Genomic DNA, 16,819 nt, shown 5'->3' with positions numbered 1-16,819 from the left:
TTCATAAGATTACTTTACTTATAAAGAATCATCTTTTATAATCAGAAGTGGTAATTGATAAAGATTATCATTTTCAATGATCGTAGAAAGGAGTTTTTTAAAAGATGAGTAGTCAACTCCGTTTTGCTGTTGAAAATCGTAAGAGGCACTTAATTGATGAGTTAATTGGAGCAGGGGTGTTTAAAGTTCGTGATCGGCAATTATACGAGCTTTCTTTAGAGGAATTGGAAAAAGAGTACGAAGATATGGAAGATTATGCAGATATTCAGGCATAGCTAAATAGATTAGTAAAAGATGAGCTGGTTACGATTTTGTTAAATAGACTAAACTAAGAAGAGGATATTATGTTCAATATATGAGCATATATCCTCTTTTCTTATACATATTAGATTAGTTATACAGATACTGAAAATATAGTTCAGTATGTATACAATATTCGGAAGAATATGTATAATTCAGACGGAGGACGTAGCCCATAGCGGGAGGCGTAGTGAGGTCTTTAGACCGAGCGTTAATATTTTTTAGGGGTGAAGTGCTATGAGAGTGCAAGAGGTTGTCTTAGAGAATAACAGCAAAAGATACATATTACTGGATCAAGAGGGATTCCCTGTGATTTCTGTCATGAAGTATCTAAAGTATTTAGATAAGACAGGGAAAAGTTCTAATACTCAAAAAACATACTGCTATTCCTTAAAACATTACTTTACCTACTTAGATGAAACAAATAAAGATTATAAGTATATACGGTTAGAAGATTTAATTGAATTTGTTGGTTGGTTAAGAAGTCCTTATAAGAGTTCAAAAACCACTCCTCTTCGACAAGAAAAAGCCAAACGGACGGAAAAAACTATTAATCTTACAATTACGGTTATAGCAAACTTCTATGACTACTTATTTCGAAATGAAGAAATACAAAATGACATGATGGAAAAGTTAATGAAACAAGTGTTTACGGGGGGACACTCACGTTACAAAAGTTTCTTACATCATGTCAATAATGACAAGCCATCCATCAGAAACGTACTTAAATTAAAAGAACCACGCAAAAAAGTAAAAATACTGACAAAGAAACAAGTGCAGCAAGTTTTAAATGCCACAACTAATATACGAGATACTTTCTTAATTCAACTGTTATTTGAAACAGGATTACGCATTGGAGAAGTTCTTTCACTTTTTATAGAAGACGTTATATTTGATCATGCAAAAGGCCATATGATTCGTTTAGTTGATCGAGGAGAATTAGAAAACGGGGCAAAGTTAAAAACAGGTGAACGTGAGATTTTCGTGTCACAGTCCCTAATTGATTTATATGATGATTATTTGTATGAAATTATGGATGAACTGGATGTGGATACAAATTTTATACTCGTCAAATTGCGTGGCGAGAACTTAGGAAAACCGATGACATATAGTGATGTAGAATCACTTTTTAAACGTTTGAAAAAGAAAACAGGGATAAATCTTCATCCCCACTTGTTTCGCCATACACACGCTACAATATATTATCAGAAAACAAAGAATATTAAACAAGTGCAAGAACGATTAGGACATTCTCAAATTCAAACAACGATGAATCTATACCTTCATCCTTCGGATGAAGAAATTCGAGAAGATTGGAAGAAAGCCCAGTCCGAATTTCACCTAAACAAATAACTGAACGGGGGATATTGAATGAAGAAAATTAAAAATGTTCATATAGAAGAAATGGGCTTTCATGAAAGGTTACAAAGAGAACTGTCCATCTATCCCGAAAAAACAATCAATGAAGATGGCTCTATTACGATTGAACAAATAAACAATCCCTATTTCTTAGTCAACGACAAATGGAATATTACTTTTTTGGGTGAAATTAAGCAGTTCGAAGAAGTTATAGCAAGCTATAACGGTTCAAGTAAAAATATTCATTTTCGCTTTACCCATCCTACAATCAATTTAGAAGTAAAATATGTATTTTATCAACATCTATTTAATGATTTTTGGACGATCAAACGTGGTTTTCAGGGGCAAAATCCATTAAGAAGAATGACGGATTTCTTAAACGAAAAATATCCAAAACTATCATCTTTATTGGAATTAGACATTGAAAAAGCAGAACGAGAGTATTTATTTTGGTTGAATGAACAAGGAGTTAAAACTCACAGAACGCAAAAATACATAATAAGAAAAAGTCAAACATTCAAAAATAACGTAGCAATCTATTTAAGGACGATTTATACTTCTTTTCTCCGACTTACTGATAATCGAGAGGAATGGGAAAAAGATAAGTGGGATATCCGTATTTTACATGATAAATATGGTGTTGATTACAATAAAAGTTAATCAAATTATTATCTTGATTTCTCAAAGATAGACGTAAAGATTCGGGAAGAAGTTAAAAAATATTTTAAACGACGGTTGCTTAGTAAAAACAAATTCTCTTGGGGCTCAGCACGAAATTATATGAACTATTTATCATCATTTTTCACTTTTATATTTTGTATAGAACCTATATGGAAAAATTTAAAAAACTTAAAAAGAACCCATATTGAAAAATACATTGAATATCTACATGAATACGCTAATAATTCGAAACACCCCAGCTCTCATCCTGAAAATTATGTAAAAATATCATTGTCAATCGTGCAGAAGTTTCTTGAAGATACTCAACGGTATGAATATGAGATGGCTCCTGAAAATCATGTGCGATTATTGATTTTTCCCGAAGATAAACCAAAACTAAGAAAAAAGTCTATTGACCAAATTGATTATATTCCCGACTATGTATTAGAACAACTTTTTACTCATATTGATGATTTGCATAAAGAAGTCGTCCCTGTCATTTGGATAGCCTTTAAAACAGGACATAGAATATCAGATGTATTAGGTTTAACTACAAATTGTTTAGTTCAACTCAATGGTCAATATTCAATTGAAACCGATATTGAAAAAACTTATGTAAAAGGGCATCGAATCCCAATTGACGAAGAATTAGCAAAAATTATTGCGGTTCTAATAGCAAAATCTAAAGAAAATAGCAACCAAGACAATAATCCTGAAGGGTATATTTTTATCCGTTATCGTGGGCAACGGAAAGGAAACCCATTTAGTCAGGTATTTGTTAGAGAACAATTAAATATATTGACAAAGCAAAAAAACATTACTGACGAAAGTGGAAATTTGTTTCATTTCAAACCACATCAATTCCGACATACTTACGGAGTAAAAATGTTAAACGGTGGTGCGGATATTTTAACCGTACAAGAGTTGCTAGCTCATGCATCCCCCGAAATGACACTAAGATACGCAAAGCTATTAGATGATACCAAAAGAAAAGCGTTTGAATCTGTAATAAAGCAAGGTGCTTTTAGCTTTGACTTAAATGGTGAAGTACAAGAAATTAAAGCAGGAGAAGATATTTCAACAGACATATTAGATGCCTTATGGCAGGATCACAAGCTAAATGCAATGGACAATCCTTATGGAACGTGCCACGCTCGTCTGAACGGAAATTGCCCTCATATGGAAGCGCCGCCCTGTCTTACTTGTGGTGACAATCAAACACCATGTAAGGATTTAGCGGTTGGTTTTTCAGAATTAGATAAGCAAAAATATGAACTTCACATTAAAACAACTACAAAAGCCATTGAAATAGCAAAACAAAGAGGGCGAGAAGATATTGCCCAGAAAAACGAAAAGAATTTACAACGTTACCAGAACATTTTAAATACCCTCCAAGAAGGAAATGTTATCTTTGGTAGACAAGCTCGGATGAAGAGAAAGTTTGGTGTTAAACATGTCTGAATATGACCGTTCTGCACATTTGAAAGTGATTCATGCCAAACGTAAAGCAAATACCCATAAAAAAGTAGATGAAGCCATTAAAAGGCTTATAAAGGCAAATGAAAAAATAAACTTTAACAGTGTATCTAGTGAAGCTGATGTATCAAAAGCAACGCTCTATAACAACAAGGAACTCCGTTCAAGAATTGAAACATTACGAAATCAACAATCACAGGTCCCTACACCGAAATAAGTAAAGCGAGAAATGAATGAGAGCAACAAGGATGCACTTATCGCATCACTTAAAAGGAAAAATAAGAAATTGGAAAATGAAAACAAGCAATTGAGAGAACAACTGAAAGTAGCTTACGCAGATGTATATAAGATGTTATAGTCAATAGGAGAACGCTGTTCTCCTTATTCAACTATTGGGCCATTTAATGGAATAATACTTGGATATTTTTTTATAAATAAAATTGTGAAGTAATTTACTTAAAGTAACAGGCAGATTATTGGAAGAAGGAGTAGTAAAACGGTTACAATTGAATTTGCAAATAGATTAAACGATGGTAAAAAAAGGTATAGGTATTAAGTACGAGGATGTTAGAGAAGTTTCAATAGTTTATGAGAAAGAACATAAAGTTTGGGCATTTGTAAAAGTTAATGATTTTGACCAATTAGATACGGTAAGACCTTCCGTTGAAATCGAGTATCTTAATCAACCATCACATTGAAGTCTTAATTTGACTTGGTCTGGTATTTTAAGTGAAAAACCTTTGCATTGTTACCGCTGTCAAATAGAGTTGATTGATGATATAGAATTAAGGAAATGTCATACATAATGGGATTCTAATAATAGGTAATCAATAAGGTTGGAGTCAAGATCAATTAACGTTCACAATTAAAGGAGTGTATATAATTTGGCTGATATGGATAAATACGGTAACCGTACTATGTCTAACAAGTATATAGTTTTTGATGTTGATCAACAAAAAGCAACAAATCTTGTCGGATTTGATGAGTATCGTGGGACCCCCTACGACATGATAGATTCCGATGGTAAAAAAGCTGATAAATTACTTAATTGGCCCGTTGCCTGTCGAGCCCATCCAAATTTTAATATACCTTTGTATATTCTAGTTGGTACCTATGATTTTTATCCTTCAAAATATGAATTTGTTCGTTCGGGTGTTGTTCATTATCATAGTAGAAAGCCACCACGACAACGGTTAAAATTCAATTATGAAAAATCATGTGGAGAAGACCGAAAGGAAATGGCACATGATTTAAAGTATGAAAAGTTAGAGGAATATAATAAAATACATCAGAGGAGCCGAGAACCATGGGCTAGCAGTGTCATGGGAGAGACTGCTAAAAAACATGCTGATAAAGCAATAAAAAAGAATATAATTTCTATAGAAGACGGTTACAATGTAGAGTGGCATTGGTGTCATTTAATTGCTTTTTCTATGGCGTCTAATCAAAAAGCACAAAGCAAAGGCAATTTAGTTTGTGGAACTGCTACACTTAATCGTCAAATGACTAATGTAGAGCTTGCAGTCAAGGATTTTGTTAGAACATACAAACGCACACTTTTATTAGAGGTTAAAGCAGACATTATTAAAGATACGCACATTGTTACAAGAATTGGATATTATATAAAAGACACATATAGTTCGGGACGTGTACATGCAGAGTACTATTCTCCGACAAATATAACTGACTTTTCAGATGTAAAAGACCAAAATACTATTTTTCAAATACTCGAAGAACAGTTTATAAAAAAGCCACCTATTAAATAGGTGGCTTTTAACACAATTTTTCTTTCACATTTTTAAAAATAAGAGCGTTATATTCATTTTATTTCTTACATGTACTAGAAGCTACATTTTGAAGTTATATTCTTCAAGTAACGGACGCGTTACTCGAAGAAAAATAAGTTAAATTGTTACTACTTCTCTATTTTGTTATTCCATTATAGGGCGCGATTGTGGAGTAAACACAGGTAGAAAAATGATTAAACTTTTTATAAAAAATTATTCACTAGCAACAAATAACCCAAGCATTTTGATTAAACTTTTTTCAAAATGTTTGGGTTTCTTCTGTTGAAAAATCAATTTTTATAGCATGCTTTTGATCAAACTTTATTACAAACCAACATGAATATTAGATTTTAAATTCTACAAACGAAAAAGAAGCTTTTTTAGTTCCTTAAAGTCTGAAATTTCTCCTAACATATAGTTTATAATTTGAAAACAATTGTAATGAATTTTGTATGATATAACACTTGTTTTATCCATCATTCCTTGGAGATGTATATTTGGAGGAATTAGATATAGTTCAATTGTTTTATCTCCACGCATAAATTTACGAACTGTACGATAGTTACCATCAGCTACAATTATTTTGGGGATTTCCGAGATTAATGGATAATCAAGAACTATAATAGGATCTTCTTTTAAAGGTATTGATTCATCTATGTAGGGAACAGAACCACTGCTGAGTCTATTGAGTACTGATTCAATTTCAACTGTTTGAGATTTTAAATGATACTTTTTGATAAGTTGTTTTAGTTTATTTATGTTCCAATTTATGGTATAAAAGCTATTTTCCGTATTACTCAAACCGATTTCCTGAGTGAAACTTTCATTAGTAAGAACAGATAATAGTGTTTTTTCATTATAGCCGATTTTTTTTGCCGCCAGAATAGCTTTTCGGTATTTTTGAATATGATTATTTAGCGAAGGGAATTCGTTAATTATAGATAATTTCCGAGAACTAAAAAAATCTTTGGATAAAATATCATTGAAATAAGGTTCAAATTTATACATTTGATTAACTATTTGATTAAATTGGTTTTGAATTGTTTGGTCAATTTTCATATATACACTCCTTTTGTTTATATAGGAATGTATATGAAGCAAAATTGATATTATTTCAGTTTCCAATTCTTATTTTTATAAATATCACATTGGAATGTGGGATAAAAGAATTGTTAATTCCCCTTTTTAATGTTCATTATTGGAGGAAGGTTAGGTTCAATTAATTTTAATCAAACTTTTTTCAAAAAAAATCCCCCCTATTTTCCATATAATACGGGTTTGTGGAATGTTTTTGATTAAACTTAATTTCAAATCAACAACTGTTCATGAGCCCAAATGATTTTTAAGATTTTAATTTTTTTATATATAAAGGTCTTCAAATCATTCAAGAGAGTATAATGGTATGTATTAAAAATAAGGAGTAAAAAATGAATCTAGAAGAATTATTTAAAAAGTGGGTAAATCACCCGAAGGAAGGAAGCGGGAGAAGTAATTTAGTCAAAACCGATGTGTGTTGGAAACAGGTGTTACAAGATATTCGTGATTGGGAAAATAGTGAAGAAATAGAAGCGAATGAGCTGGCAAAAAATTTGCTGTATACTGGAAAATTAAGAAGAGTTCATTTAGACCACAAAGAAGTCAAATATAATAATCATTACCTTTCATGGACAACAACGGAAAACTTAGAAGATTTATATTGGTTCTATCCTTCGTATAAGCATACAATCATCACAGCAGAAGCGACAAAAGACAATCCAGGAATCAGTGTTACAGGATTTATTGAGACTATGAAAAAATTCGTGGATGAAAGATATGAAATAAACTCACCAGCTATCAGAAAAGAACAAGAAGTAATTTTTCCATTACAAGAAAAATCAATATTAAGCATTGAAAGAATGAAATTAAAATAAAGATAAAAACGAGTATCAAATCTCACAAGCAGAAAGTGAAATCAAGACAGCCTTAAACATTAAAGAAGATAAGGGTGAATAGATGTGGACAAGGTAAAAGTACAAGATAAACTGAAAGCATTTCGAATTCCGATTATTGGTGTGATTATCTTATTTGGGGTATGGTTCTTATTCTTTAGGAGTACGGGTGAAAAGGGTGTAATCCCTATAGACGAATTCCAAAACAAGTTAAAAGAATACTCAAACGGTCAAATTGTATTATCAGACATAAAAGAAGAACCTGCCGAAATTGGTGGGTATGTATTCCAAGCAAAGTATAACGGTTTCGTATTGACATTAGGTTTAGACGATGATAAGAAGGTTAAAACTGACGCTATTGCATTTGTTGCAAAACGAGTAGGTGGAATGAACGAGATTTCAATTGGTCAGTATCACGACATGGTTTTAAACATTATTCGATTAACAAATCCTAAACTTTCAGAAGAGGATGCCCAACATATCTTAGACAATGAATTAAACTTTAATGAACAAATTATGACAGGTTCAGACCATACTACTTCAAGAAATGATTTATACTACAATTTAAACGGTGGTAAGAGTGAGACGGATTTCCTATACTTTTCTATTTTCAATGAAGAAAAACAATATAGTAAAAAGTAAATGAAGATTAAAATTACTATAGGAGTAATACTTGGACTGATACTAGTATGGGCTTTAACTACTAATGATAATGTTGATAAGATAGAAGAAGGGTATACACATCAATTAGACTTTGAAAACAAGTTAAAAGAATACTCAAACGGTATGATTGAGATTAAAGACTCAAAAATAGAGTATCGTGATAAAGAAAAAGACTCGATTTATAAAGCAAACTGGAAGGGTTTTGAACTGTACGCTAAGATAGGTAAAAGTGATTGGGTTTCAAACTCCGTATCAGTTGCAACAAACAAAAGAGTATTCGAAGATAAGACAGCATATGAGCAGTACCATAAACTAATGGAATGTTTGATTCGTATTGCAGACTCCAAACTAACAATAGAAGAGATTGATAAGTTGATAGCAAAAGGGGTAGACGAGAACGAGTCACCAAACACATATGATTTCGGTTATGATAGATACGTAGGGAAAGATAAAACAAACAACATTAGTTTCACAATAACGGATAGAAAATGATTCAAAGTTGTTACTGATCTTCTTCGAATAATCTTTCAAGCAACCAATTTATTTTAATAAATTGGTTGCTTAGTGCGACATTGATGTCGTGCAATTTTAATCCGTTTGTTCTTGAGTAATAAAGTTATTTAAAAATAAATAAAGTAATTTAAAAATGAAAGTCGATATTCTGTATAGTGATAATAAAGTTATTGAATTTTGATTAAAAAAGATAAGAGCCTTACTACATTCTATATGCAGCAAGGCTCTTTAAAGTTGTTTCAAATTATATCCATCTGCTTATGTAATGCTTAAAAAATGAATAATAAAGTTGTTTACTTCTTATTGAACTAACGCCCCCGTTAGTTTAAGTGTAACTCTTCACAATCATTTGATATTATATAGGTAAATAGAAAGATAAATTAGAGTTTAGTTTATAGTTATAAAAATAAGTTATTTTTCCCCTTATAATTCTTCAAAAAGGAGAGTATATGAAAAAAACTATTGTTTTTGTATTAACGATATTTATATTATTCTCAGGATTCGTAACACAAGGTTATGCGTTGTCAGATTCGAAATCTGTGGCAATACAAGCATTGCTAGATGATGCCTGTCGTACGTCAGGTGTGCCTGGAATGTCAATCTCAATACTTGCTGATGGTGAAGTGTTCTACTTTTCTTCTGGGTATGCAGATCTTGAAAAGGGCCAGTCTGCAAGTGAAAATACACTCTATGAGTTGGCCTCGGTGAGTAAAGCTTTTACTGGTATGGGGATTTTGCTATTGGAAGAGCAAGGGCTGCTATCAATGACTGACCCTATCCAAAAATATTTACCTTGGTTTACGTTAAAGTATCAAGGTAAACCTGTTGATATGCAAAACCTTACACTAAATAACTTTCTTCACCATACCAGCGGCCTAACAAATATTAGACATATTCAAAATATTCCACAAGGTAATACGCCTGATATGTTGCAAAAGACTGTGGAAACGCTGGTAGATGCAGAATTGGCGTTCTCTCCCGGTGAACAATATAACTATGGAACCGTTAATTATGACGTATTGGGTTTGGTTATTGAGATTGTATCACGACAAAGCTATGAAGACTTTATGAAGGAACAGGTATTTCTACCCTTAGGTCTTCACCAGACGTATGTTTATAAAGAAGATGCTCAAGCCACTGGACAGTTAGCACAGGGTTACCGTTCTTCCTTTTTTATAACAACTCCATTTAACGCTCCGGATTATGCTGGGAATAAACCTGCCGGCTATATCATTTCTAATACAAAAGATATGGCGCGTTGGATGGGCATACAGATGGGTATCGTGCAGGACATACCCGAAATATTTCACAGGGCCATCGAAAAATCACATAGGGGTGATATGTCTGTTTCGGCTGTCAATGATATGTATTATGCGGCAGGTTGGTCGGTAAACGCCGAACAAACGTTTATAGAACACACTGGGGGTAATCCAAATTTTAGTACCGAAGTAGCCATACTGCCAAATGAAAGAACAGCCATCTGCTTACTGAGCAACGGCGCAAATACCAATATAAACCTGGTACTAAAAGTTAAAAATATATTAAACGGCAATCTAACTCAGTCATATGAGATAAGCGGCACACAGCTGTTGGATATCATTTTGTCGTCTACCACAATTATTCTTTGCCTATTAGCCGTTCTGTTATTTTTCTTAGGATTAAGAAAAAAGAAAACGAATGAGCAGCAGCCAATGACAAAAAAGAGAACAATCGTAACAATTATTTTCCTAATCGCTACGATTGCCCAGTGTATAATGTTTTTTGCCTTCGATTGGTCAACGATACTTATTTGGCAAACATATAGTGTTCTTACAGCTTTAATTTCGTCAACATTATTAACAGCAAGCATTACTTGGTTTGTATATACTCACCGATTAGATGCCTCGGTCCGAAAATAAGTATAATGTTAAGTAAATAAATCTTAATTTATCGATATCCTTAATTTAAAAAACAGAAGACACCTCGGTGTCTTCTTTAATGTCATCGACACTTCTCCTAGTTAAACCCACTTGCTATTTCTTCCACTAACCTGCCTCGTTAGTAGAAGAAGGATTTTTAAACAACTATATTATTTTTTAAATGACTTTATTGTAAATTAAACAACTTTATTATCTCTGTACATATTCTCAAATATGAGTGTATCGACTTTTTTCATTTGCCAACTGTTCCAGATTTGGGAGTAATTCTTAAATAAGAAGGCATCTTTTTTATGAAAACTGTTATTAATATAAATATCAAAAAAAGTTTTAAAAAGAGACTTGAACCTAACACGATGTCAGGTTGTATAGTAATTTTGCCGGCAAAATTACTTCGTACGAAATGAGGGGTTGATTCTGAATAAAAAAACTTGGAAAATTGGGGAATTAGCTAAACAAACTGGACTTACGGTACGGATGCTCCATCATTATGACAAAATTGGATTGTTTTCTCCTTCACAGTCTTCTGATAAGGGACATAGGATTTACACTGAAACAGATATTGCCAAGCTACAACAAATTATGTCACTTAAGCAGTTAGGTTTTGCTCTGGGGGAGATTAAAGAAATGATAGAAAATCCAAATTTAAATCCGGTCGAAGTTATAAAAGTACAGCTAGAAAGTGTAAAAGAGTATATTCGAATGCAAGAACAATTATGTAGTCGATTGGAAAGAATATACGAGCTGCTTAATAGTCAACAGGAAGTGAGCGTAGAACAATTTATAAATTTAATTGAGGTGATAAATATGAGTAAAGAAAAATATTTTACTCAAGAGCAACAAGAAAAGATGTTCAAACAAATGGGACTAGAGGAAAGAAAGCAATATGTAAGTGAATGGGCTGAAATAACTGCAAAGATACGAATGGAATATGAGAAAGGAACATCACCTGAAAATCCAGACGTAACACGATTGGCAAAACAATGGAATGAGTGCCTCAATAAATTGACTTTTAGGGATCCTGAGATATCCAAAGCAGCTGAACGTTATTATAAAGAGAATCCTGAAGTAGGGGAGCAATTAGGGATAGATAAGATTGATAAACAGCTCTCTGACTACATTAAGAACGCTATGTCACACAGTTAAACTTATTACAGAAAAAGCCGTAAGGATTTGTATAACTACGACTTTTTCTTTTTAAGCACTCGAAAGAGATTATTCAATAATCTCTTAGAATTAAACAACTTTATTATCCTTTTTTGAAGCATTTACTATTGTATTTATCAAAATTTAAACAACTTTAAAGAGCAATACTACAATTCGTAAGTAGTATTGCTCTAGTTTTTTTACGTCAAAATTAAAAGACATTATTATCTGTATACACTTTTTTCAAAATGGAGTTTTTGTAATTGCCATTAAATAAGGAATGAAGGCAACATTTTATTCAAACTTAATTTTAATCCTACATTTTAGAGAAGTCTAAACGTTTTAGACTTTCGTCCAGATGCATAGAAAATTCTGGTTTAACTGTCTTATGCACAAGAATTTTTTTTGCAAACACTAGGCTTTCTTTGCAACCATCACAAACGCAAATTTGCAACAACTTATCTTCCTCATCATTTTTTTTCTCATCTATATGAGCTGGAATGCTATGCAGTAAGTCTGTTATCTTCTCCCCGGGGATAGATCGTAACACTAATTCATTAGAATGACGAATTTGTAGTAGTTCGTGCCATATATGTATTCGGTCTCCCTCGCATGTTGGACAGTATTGGTATTTATTTTCGTATAAATTTTTGGATGAATCATCTTTTGAATGCATAATAAAGCTCCTTTTAGATGTATTTAAGAACCGAGAAGTGCAAATAGCATTAGCTTATGCGCACCAATTATTCTGTAATAGATGAATATAAAATTTTCTAATATGAACAGGTCTTTTTGGGACAAATTGATAAAATCCCATTAGAATATTTAAAATGGGGATATTGCTGTAGTTTTATTTAGTCTACTATGCTAAAAATGGTGAACTACAATTATAATAATTGTATTACATAAAGAGACATGAATCAGTACGAAAAATCTTCCAATAAGATAAGTGATTTGAGGATTAATAATGTATACCGGAGGACGAATTGAATGAGTGAAATTAATAAAGTTGTAGGTGAAAATATTAGAGTGTTCATTGAATCTAGAGAATTAAAGGGTTCATGGGTAATGGAAATGGCTGGAATTGATGAGAATGCTTTTTATGATATGTTGAGCGGCAAAGGTAACATAGATGTGCAAGTAACTAAGCTTAGTGATCTTTTTGGAATAGATGATCCAATGTACTTCTATAAAACTGATTTTGACTATGCTAAACCTAAAAACATTTTAAATAGAAAAGATAGAAAAGAAGCATTTGTGATGCAAGTTACTGCTGGAGAAAATAGTAAAGAATTGAATGAGGGTTTGGAAGTATTCCTTGATCTTGTGGAGTTAATTGATGTCTTAAAAGCTGTGCAAGAGTAGATAAAACACAGGGAAGATATCAGCTTTTCAAGACCTAAATTAAAAAAGAAAGAACATAACATATTAGTCGTATAAAATAAGTTATTGTTGCTTTTAAATAAAGTTATGATGTTTATAAAAAAGACGCGATGTTTTGAATAAAGGCACGATAAAAAAATGTTTATTTGAATAGAAAAGACTCCATTTTGATTAATCTTTTTTCAAAACGGAGTCTTTTTATCTACCATATAATATGGGTTTGTGGAGCTTTTTTGATTAAACTTTATTTCAAATCAACACTTGTTTGAGCTTTTAAAATTAAATAACTTTATTATCATTTTACATAATAAACAACTTAATTGTAGGTTTAAAATATAGTCTAATCATTTGTAATAAAGTTCGATAATTTTTAAAAAAGATTGATAATTTATAATAAAGTTTGTTTGAAAATAACCTCTTCAGGTATGATGTCTGTAAGAGTTTTTTTTTCAGAAAAAGAGGTTGGTGATTTGGTTGAAAAGAAATTTTAAATGGTTTTATGAGCAATATGGTGAAGAGGCAAGAAGTAAATTTGAAGATGTATGTTTCGATATTTTTGATTCGGAATATCTAGGTAACGTACATAGAATCCGAATCGAACAGGGAGATGGAGGAACTGATTTAGGAATTGATGCTGAAGACGAGTATATAGTAGTACAATGTAAATTTTTCACAAGTAAATTAGAAGATAGTCAAAAAGCGCAGATTAGAGAATCATTTAAGAAAGTAATAGAAGATAGAAATGGTGATTTAGATAAATGGATTCTATGTATGTCTATTAATCTATCTAATAAAGAAGAAAAATGGTGGAAAGATTGGAAAGATAAAAAGAAAGTAGAATTTAATCAACAGTATGGTAAAGATATTAAAATAAAATTATTTGATCAAAATAAGATAATAAAGCTTCTTAACAAATACGATTTGTATGATCAATATTTTAATACGATTAGAATTGATAAAGATTTTTTAAATACAAAAAAAGAAGGGCAAATTGTACATGATAGGATTTACCCTGTAATTAGTGAATTGTTTTCTGGAGAATACTATCCTAAACATTTAATTGATCAAATTGAAAGTATAAAAGACTTAAGAGCAAATAAATATTTTTCAAGTAATTCTATCATTCCTAATTTGGAAGAAATCTCTGATTTGTTGGCTGTATATGGAGATAAAGGGTTTGTTAAAGATGAAAGGGCCCAGAAAGCTATTTTAAACTTATGTTATGAAATTAGAGATGAGTATAGACAGATAGACTGGGATTGATAGTTGAAGGAGGAGCTAGCTATGTCCAAGCGCAAACGTTCATCATCTTCTGATAAGAAGATTAAGGATGGTCGAGGGCAGGGGTTAGGGATTGTTTACAAGCCATGGGTGACGATTCAAGATGTTTCTTCATTAGGTCGTGTGACACGTTTGAAGGGCATTAAAATCCCTCGTCAATTTGAGTTCCTTTCAGATTTGGAACGAAACTACTTTTATTTGTTGGTGTTGATTTAAAATAAAGCTTGATAATTTGTAAAAAAGTTGGATAAAAAGATCTATTTTGTAGAGCCTTTCTTTATTCAACAATCGGGCCATATTGTGGAACTGTTAAGGAAAAGCGAGTAATTGCGTGTGTTGTACAGGGGGGTGTTGGGGTGAATGTAATTGCGTGGTTGATCGTTGCTTGTGAAATAGGGTTTTGGGTTGTTATAACTTTAGGTCTGCTCACACGATATATCCTTAAGAAAAATAAATTAGGATTGTTTTTCCTAGCTTTAACACCTGTTATTGATTTAATTTTATTAGTTGTTACGGGTGTCGACTTGTATCGTGGTGCGACTGCTACCCAAGTGCATGCAATAGCTGCTGTTTATATTGGAATCTCAATCGCATTCGGTAGGAGTATGATTGAGTGGGCTGATATACGCTTTCAATATTATGTGCTGAAACAAGGAGCGAAACCAGTTAAAAGATTTGGCATTGATTATGCGAAACACTACTTTAAAAGCTGGGGACAACATGTGCTTGCTTTTCTAATAGGTGCCGGAATTTTATTTGTCTTAATCTATTTAATTAACGATTCTTCTCGAACAGAAGTGTTGGCTGGCTTTCTAAAATCATGGACACTTGTGTTGGGTATAGATCTTTTGATTGCCATAAGCAATTTTATTTGGCCGAAAAGGGAAAAAGGGTAACAATTTAATAATATCGCAATTGGGCGCTTTAATTGAGCAAGGATCACAAAAATTATCAAACTTTTTTATAAAAGGATGGTTCAATTGAATATAGAAAAAGCGTGTTTTAATCAAACTTTATTCAAAAGCTACACATGATTTTATTTTAACTTATGTAATATAAAAGGGTGAAAGGTTGTTGAGTCCCATGAGATTGAATAAGTTTTTGGAAAAAATGGAAGAACCGGAATATTATATGGAAATCCAAGGATATGATACAAGATTAGCAGTGTCTAAGATAAATGATTTTATTGAAACTATTGGAGATGCATCTATTGCTACAACATATTCTAATAAGGATGAACATAGAAATTCCAGTTTAAATGAATCACATATTATTAGACGTATTCATATAAGACATGCAATTATTGATTTTAATAATAGCTTTGATTTATTCCTTCAAATACCTTGGTTTTTTTATAGAATGTGGGAACCGTTTAATGAGGGAGGTAAATTAATTGGTGACCGTTCATTTAAAAATTCACATAAAATAATTAGAAATACTAGAGGGTGGGTGGAAATAGCTGAGCAAAATTGTAGTTATTCAAAAGTGATTCGCTTTCTAGAGAATCAAACAAATAAAGATTTATTGAACTTTAAAAATGAATTAAAAACTTTTAAAAATAAATATATATTTAATAAATCTAAGGATTTTACTATTAGATTATTAGCCAATCAAATGAAACATAACCATAGTTTAAAATTAGAAGAATTCTATAGTCCCTTTGATTATACTGTCAATATAAATGGTGACATCCTAAATCTTAGGAGGCAAGAGTTAGGTTTGAAATTACATGTAGATTTTTACAATAATGAGTTCCCTGATGAGACTCTTGGCAAAGTCAAAGTGAATTATTGGGATGATTTATACATAGATATTGAATATAAAAATGGAGAGAAATTTATTGCAAAAGATTATATGAAAGAAAACAAGAGATATAGTCTAGATAATATTTATAAAGAAATGGTTGATTACGGAGGTTCTCTTATAGAATTATATGAAAAACTATTACATATAGTAAAACCAAATCTATCTTTTAATCCAATGATTCCAGATAATCCAACTAAAAAGATTCGAACTGTTAATTTAGATAAGTACTTTAAAGGTTAAATTCACATAATTATCACCTGTGACTTTTAATCTCTGTTATATACTGGGATAGCACCACATGTTGGTTTGAAATAAAGATCGGATATTATGATAATGTAGAATGTTAGCTCCAATTCAAATTATGAGATAGTTTGTTTTAACTTTTTTACATTATTTAATAAAGAACTTGTAGGGGTCACCATATCATTTTAAGAAAATTGTACGCTAAGGAATTTATAAAGGTCATAGATATTTAATAAACGTTTATAAAAGTTTTGCAATATGTTTATAAACGGAATAAACCTTGATTTTATATCTACTTTTATCATTTAGGTAAGAAAAACATTTTCTTAGCAATCTTGGACAACACATAGAAAAAGGA

General features: G+C 31.6%; 14 protein-coding genes and 3 pseudogenes. 15 read left to right on the top strand and 2 right to left on the bottom strand.

Features of this window, described 5'->3' with window-relative positions; all coding sequences use genetic code 11:
• Positions 1-104: 104 nt before the first annotated feature.
• From fbpA to ACTFQM_RS06830, 5 genes and pseudogenes are all read left to right on the top strand, one after another.
• A complete protein-coding gene (gene fbpA, locus ACTFQM_RS06850; RefSeq protein ID WP_048373384.1) occupies positions 105-275 on the top strand; it encodes a Fur-regulated basic protein FbpA in 171 nt (56 codons plus the stop codon).
• Between the two features lie 262 nt (positions 276-537).
• Positions 538-1,653 carry a tyrosine-type recombinase/integrase gene (locus tag ACTFQM_RS06845; RefSeq protein WP_440033860.1) on the top strand — a complete coding sequence of 372 codons (1,116 nt, stop codon included), beginning with the start codon at positions 538-540 and terminating at the stop codon, positions 1,651-1,653.
• A gap of 18 nt (positions 1,654-1,671) precedes the next feature.
• Positions 1,672-3,780, top strand: a pseudogene (locus ACTFQM_RS06840) (tyrosine-type recombinase/integrase).
• Positions 3,773-4,153: pseudogene (locus tag ACTFQM_RS06835) on the top strand (DUF6262 family protein). The pseudogenes ACTFQM_RS06840 and ACTFQM_RS06835 overlap by 8 nt, the downstream one beginning before the upstream one ends.
• A 526-nt stretch (positions 4,154-4,679) precedes the next feature.
• A complete protein-coding gene (locus ACTFQM_RS06830) occupies positions 4,680-5,561 on the top strand; it encodes a hypothetical protein (RefSeq protein WP_440033859.1) in 882 nt (293 codons plus the stop codon).
• Positions 5,562-5,939: 378 nt separating this feature from the next.
• Here ACTFQM_RS06830 and ACTFQM_RS06825 read toward each other — a convergent pair whose 3' ends face one another.
• Positions 5,940-6,641, bottom strand: a complete 702-nt coding sequence (locus ACTFQM_RS06825) for a hypothetical protein (protein ID WP_440033858.1) — start codon at positions 6,639-6,641, stop codon at positions 5,940-5,942.
• A 368-nt stretch (positions 6,642-7,009) separates the two neighbouring features.
• On the opposite strand from ACTFQM_RS06825, the gene ACTFQM_RS06820 reads away from it, so the two are divergent.
• From ACTFQM_RS06820 to ACTFQM_RS06800, 5 genes are all read left to right on the top strand, one after another.
• Positions 7,010-7,492 (top strand): hypothetical protein, encoded by a 483-nt coding sequence (locus tag ACTFQM_RS06820; protein WP_440033857.1) that lies wholly within the window; start codon positions 7,010-7,012, stop codon positions 7,490-7,492.
• 84 nt (positions 7,493-7,576) lie between these two features.
• On the top strand, positions 7,577-8,152 hold the full coding sequence (locus tag ACTFQM_RS06815; protein WP_440033856.1) for a hypothetical protein: 576 nt from the start codon (positions 7,577-7,579) through the stop codon (positions 8,150-8,152).
• The gene (locus ACTFQM_RS06810) at positions 8,153-8,665 is read left to right on the top strand and encodes a hypothetical protein (protein WP_440033855.1); all 513 of its coding nucleotides are present in this window, start codon (positions 8,153-8,155) and stop codon (positions 8,663-8,665) included.
• 470 nt (positions 8,666-9,135) lie between these two features.
• Positions 9,136-10,584, top strand: a complete 1,449-nt coding sequence (locus tag ACTFQM_RS06805; protein ID WP_242145407.1) for a serine hydrolase domain-containing protein — start codon at positions 9,136-9,138, stop codon at positions 10,582-10,584.
• Positions 10,585-11,013: 429 nt separating this feature from the next.
• Positions 11,014-11,748 carry a MerR family transcriptional regulator gene (locus tag ACTFQM_RS06800; RefSeq protein ID WP_440033854.1) on the top strand — a complete coding sequence of 245 codons (735 nt, stop codon included), beginning with the start codon at positions 11,014-11,016 and terminating at the stop codon, positions 11,746-11,748.
• Positions 11,749-12,064: 316 nt separating this feature from the next.
• Here ACTFQM_RS06800 and ACTFQM_RS06795 read toward each other — a convergent pair whose 3' ends face one another.
• Positions 12,065-12,424: a hypothetical protein gene (locus tag ACTFQM_RS06795; RefSeq protein ID WP_440033853.1), complete on the bottom strand. Its 360-nt coding sequence runs from the start codon at positions 12,422-12,424 to the stop codon at positions 12,065-12,067.
• 314 nt (positions 12,425-12,738) lie between these two features.
• Between ACTFQM_RS06795 and ACTFQM_RS06790 the strand changes: the two genes are divergently transcribed.
• The 5 genes and pseudogenes from ACTFQM_RS06790 to ACTFQM_RS06770 all read left to right on the top strand — a co-directional run bounded on the left by ACTFQM_RS06790 (position 12,739) and on the right by ACTFQM_RS06770 (position 16,458).
• On the top strand, positions 12,739-13,113 hold the full coding sequence (locus tag ACTFQM_RS06790) for a hypothetical protein (RefSeq protein ID WP_440033852.1): 375 nt from the start codon (positions 12,739-12,741) through the stop codon (positions 13,111-13,113).
• A gap of 492 nt (positions 13,114-13,605) precedes the next feature.
• The gene (locus ACTFQM_RS06785) at positions 13,606-14,394 is read left to right on the top strand and encodes a restriction endonuclease (RefSeq protein ID WP_440033851.1); all 789 of its coding nucleotides are present in this window, start codon (positions 13,606-13,608) and stop codon (positions 14,392-14,394) included.
• A gap of 21 nt (positions 14,395-14,415) precedes the next feature.
• Positions 14,416-14,613 (top strand): annotated as a pseudogene (locus ACTFQM_RS06780) (heteromeric transposase endonuclease subunit TnsA); the annotation flags it as partial.
• Between the two features lie 155 nt (positions 14,614-14,768).
• On the top strand, positions 14,769-15,308 hold the full coding sequence (locus tag ACTFQM_RS06775; RefSeq protein ID WP_440033850.1) for a hypothetical protein: 540 nt from the start codon (positions 14,769-14,771) through the stop codon (positions 15,306-15,308).
• A 205-nt stretch (positions 15,309-15,513) separates the two neighbouring features.
• Positions 15,514-16,458 carry a hypothetical protein gene (locus ACTFQM_RS06770; protein WP_440033849.1) on the top strand — a complete coding sequence of 315 codons (945 nt, stop codon included), beginning with the start codon at positions 15,514-15,516 and terminating at the stop codon, positions 16,456-16,458.
• Positions 16,459-16,819: the final 361 nt, after the last annotated feature.

This window comes from Bacillus cereus group sp. MYBK30-2 (assembly GCF_051915945.1).
GTDB classification, from domain to species: domain Bacteria; phylum Bacillota; class Bacilli; order Bacillales; family Bacillaceae_G; genus Bacillus_A; species Bacillus_A paramycoides.
Note: the sequence above shows the minus strand (reverse complement) of the source record. Positions and strands in the feature narration are given on the sequence as shown.

What these genes read in the sequence shown, in the direction of transcription:
- fbpA (WP_048373384.1), top strand. Translation starts at nt 105, where the DNA reads ATGAGTAGTCAACTCCGTTTTGCTGTTGAAAATCGTAAGAGGCACTTA.
- ACTFQM_RS06845 (WP_440033860.1), top strand. Translation starts at nt 538, where the DNA reads ATGAGAGTGCAAGAGGTTGTCTTAGAGAATAACAGCAAAAGATACATA.
- ACTFQM_RS06825 (WP_440033858.1), bottom strand. Translation starts at nt 6,641, where the DNA reads ATGAAAATTGACCAAACAATTCAAAACCAATTTAATCAAATAGTTAAT.
- ACTFQM_RS06820 (WP_440033857.1), top strand. Translation starts at nt 7,010, where the DNA reads ATGAATCTAGAAGAATTATTTAAAAAGTGGGTAAATCACCCGAAGGAA.
- ACTFQM_RS06810 (WP_440033855.1), top strand. Translation starts at nt 8,153, where the DNA reads ATGAAGATTAAAATTACTATAGGAGTAATACTTGGACTGATACTAGTA.
- ACTFQM_RS06805 (WP_242145407.1), top strand. Translation starts at nt 9,136, where the DNA reads ATGAAAAAAACTATTGTTTTTGTATTAACGATATTTATATTATTCTCA.
- ACTFQM_RS06795 (WP_440033853.1), bottom strand. Translation starts at nt 12,424, where the DNA reads ATGCATTCAAAAGATGATTCATCCAAAAATTTATACGAAAATAAATAC.
- ACTFQM_RS06790 (WP_440033852.1), top strand. Translation starts at nt 12,739, where the DNA reads ATGAGTGAAATTAATAAAGTTGTAGGTGAAAATATTAGAGTGTTCATT.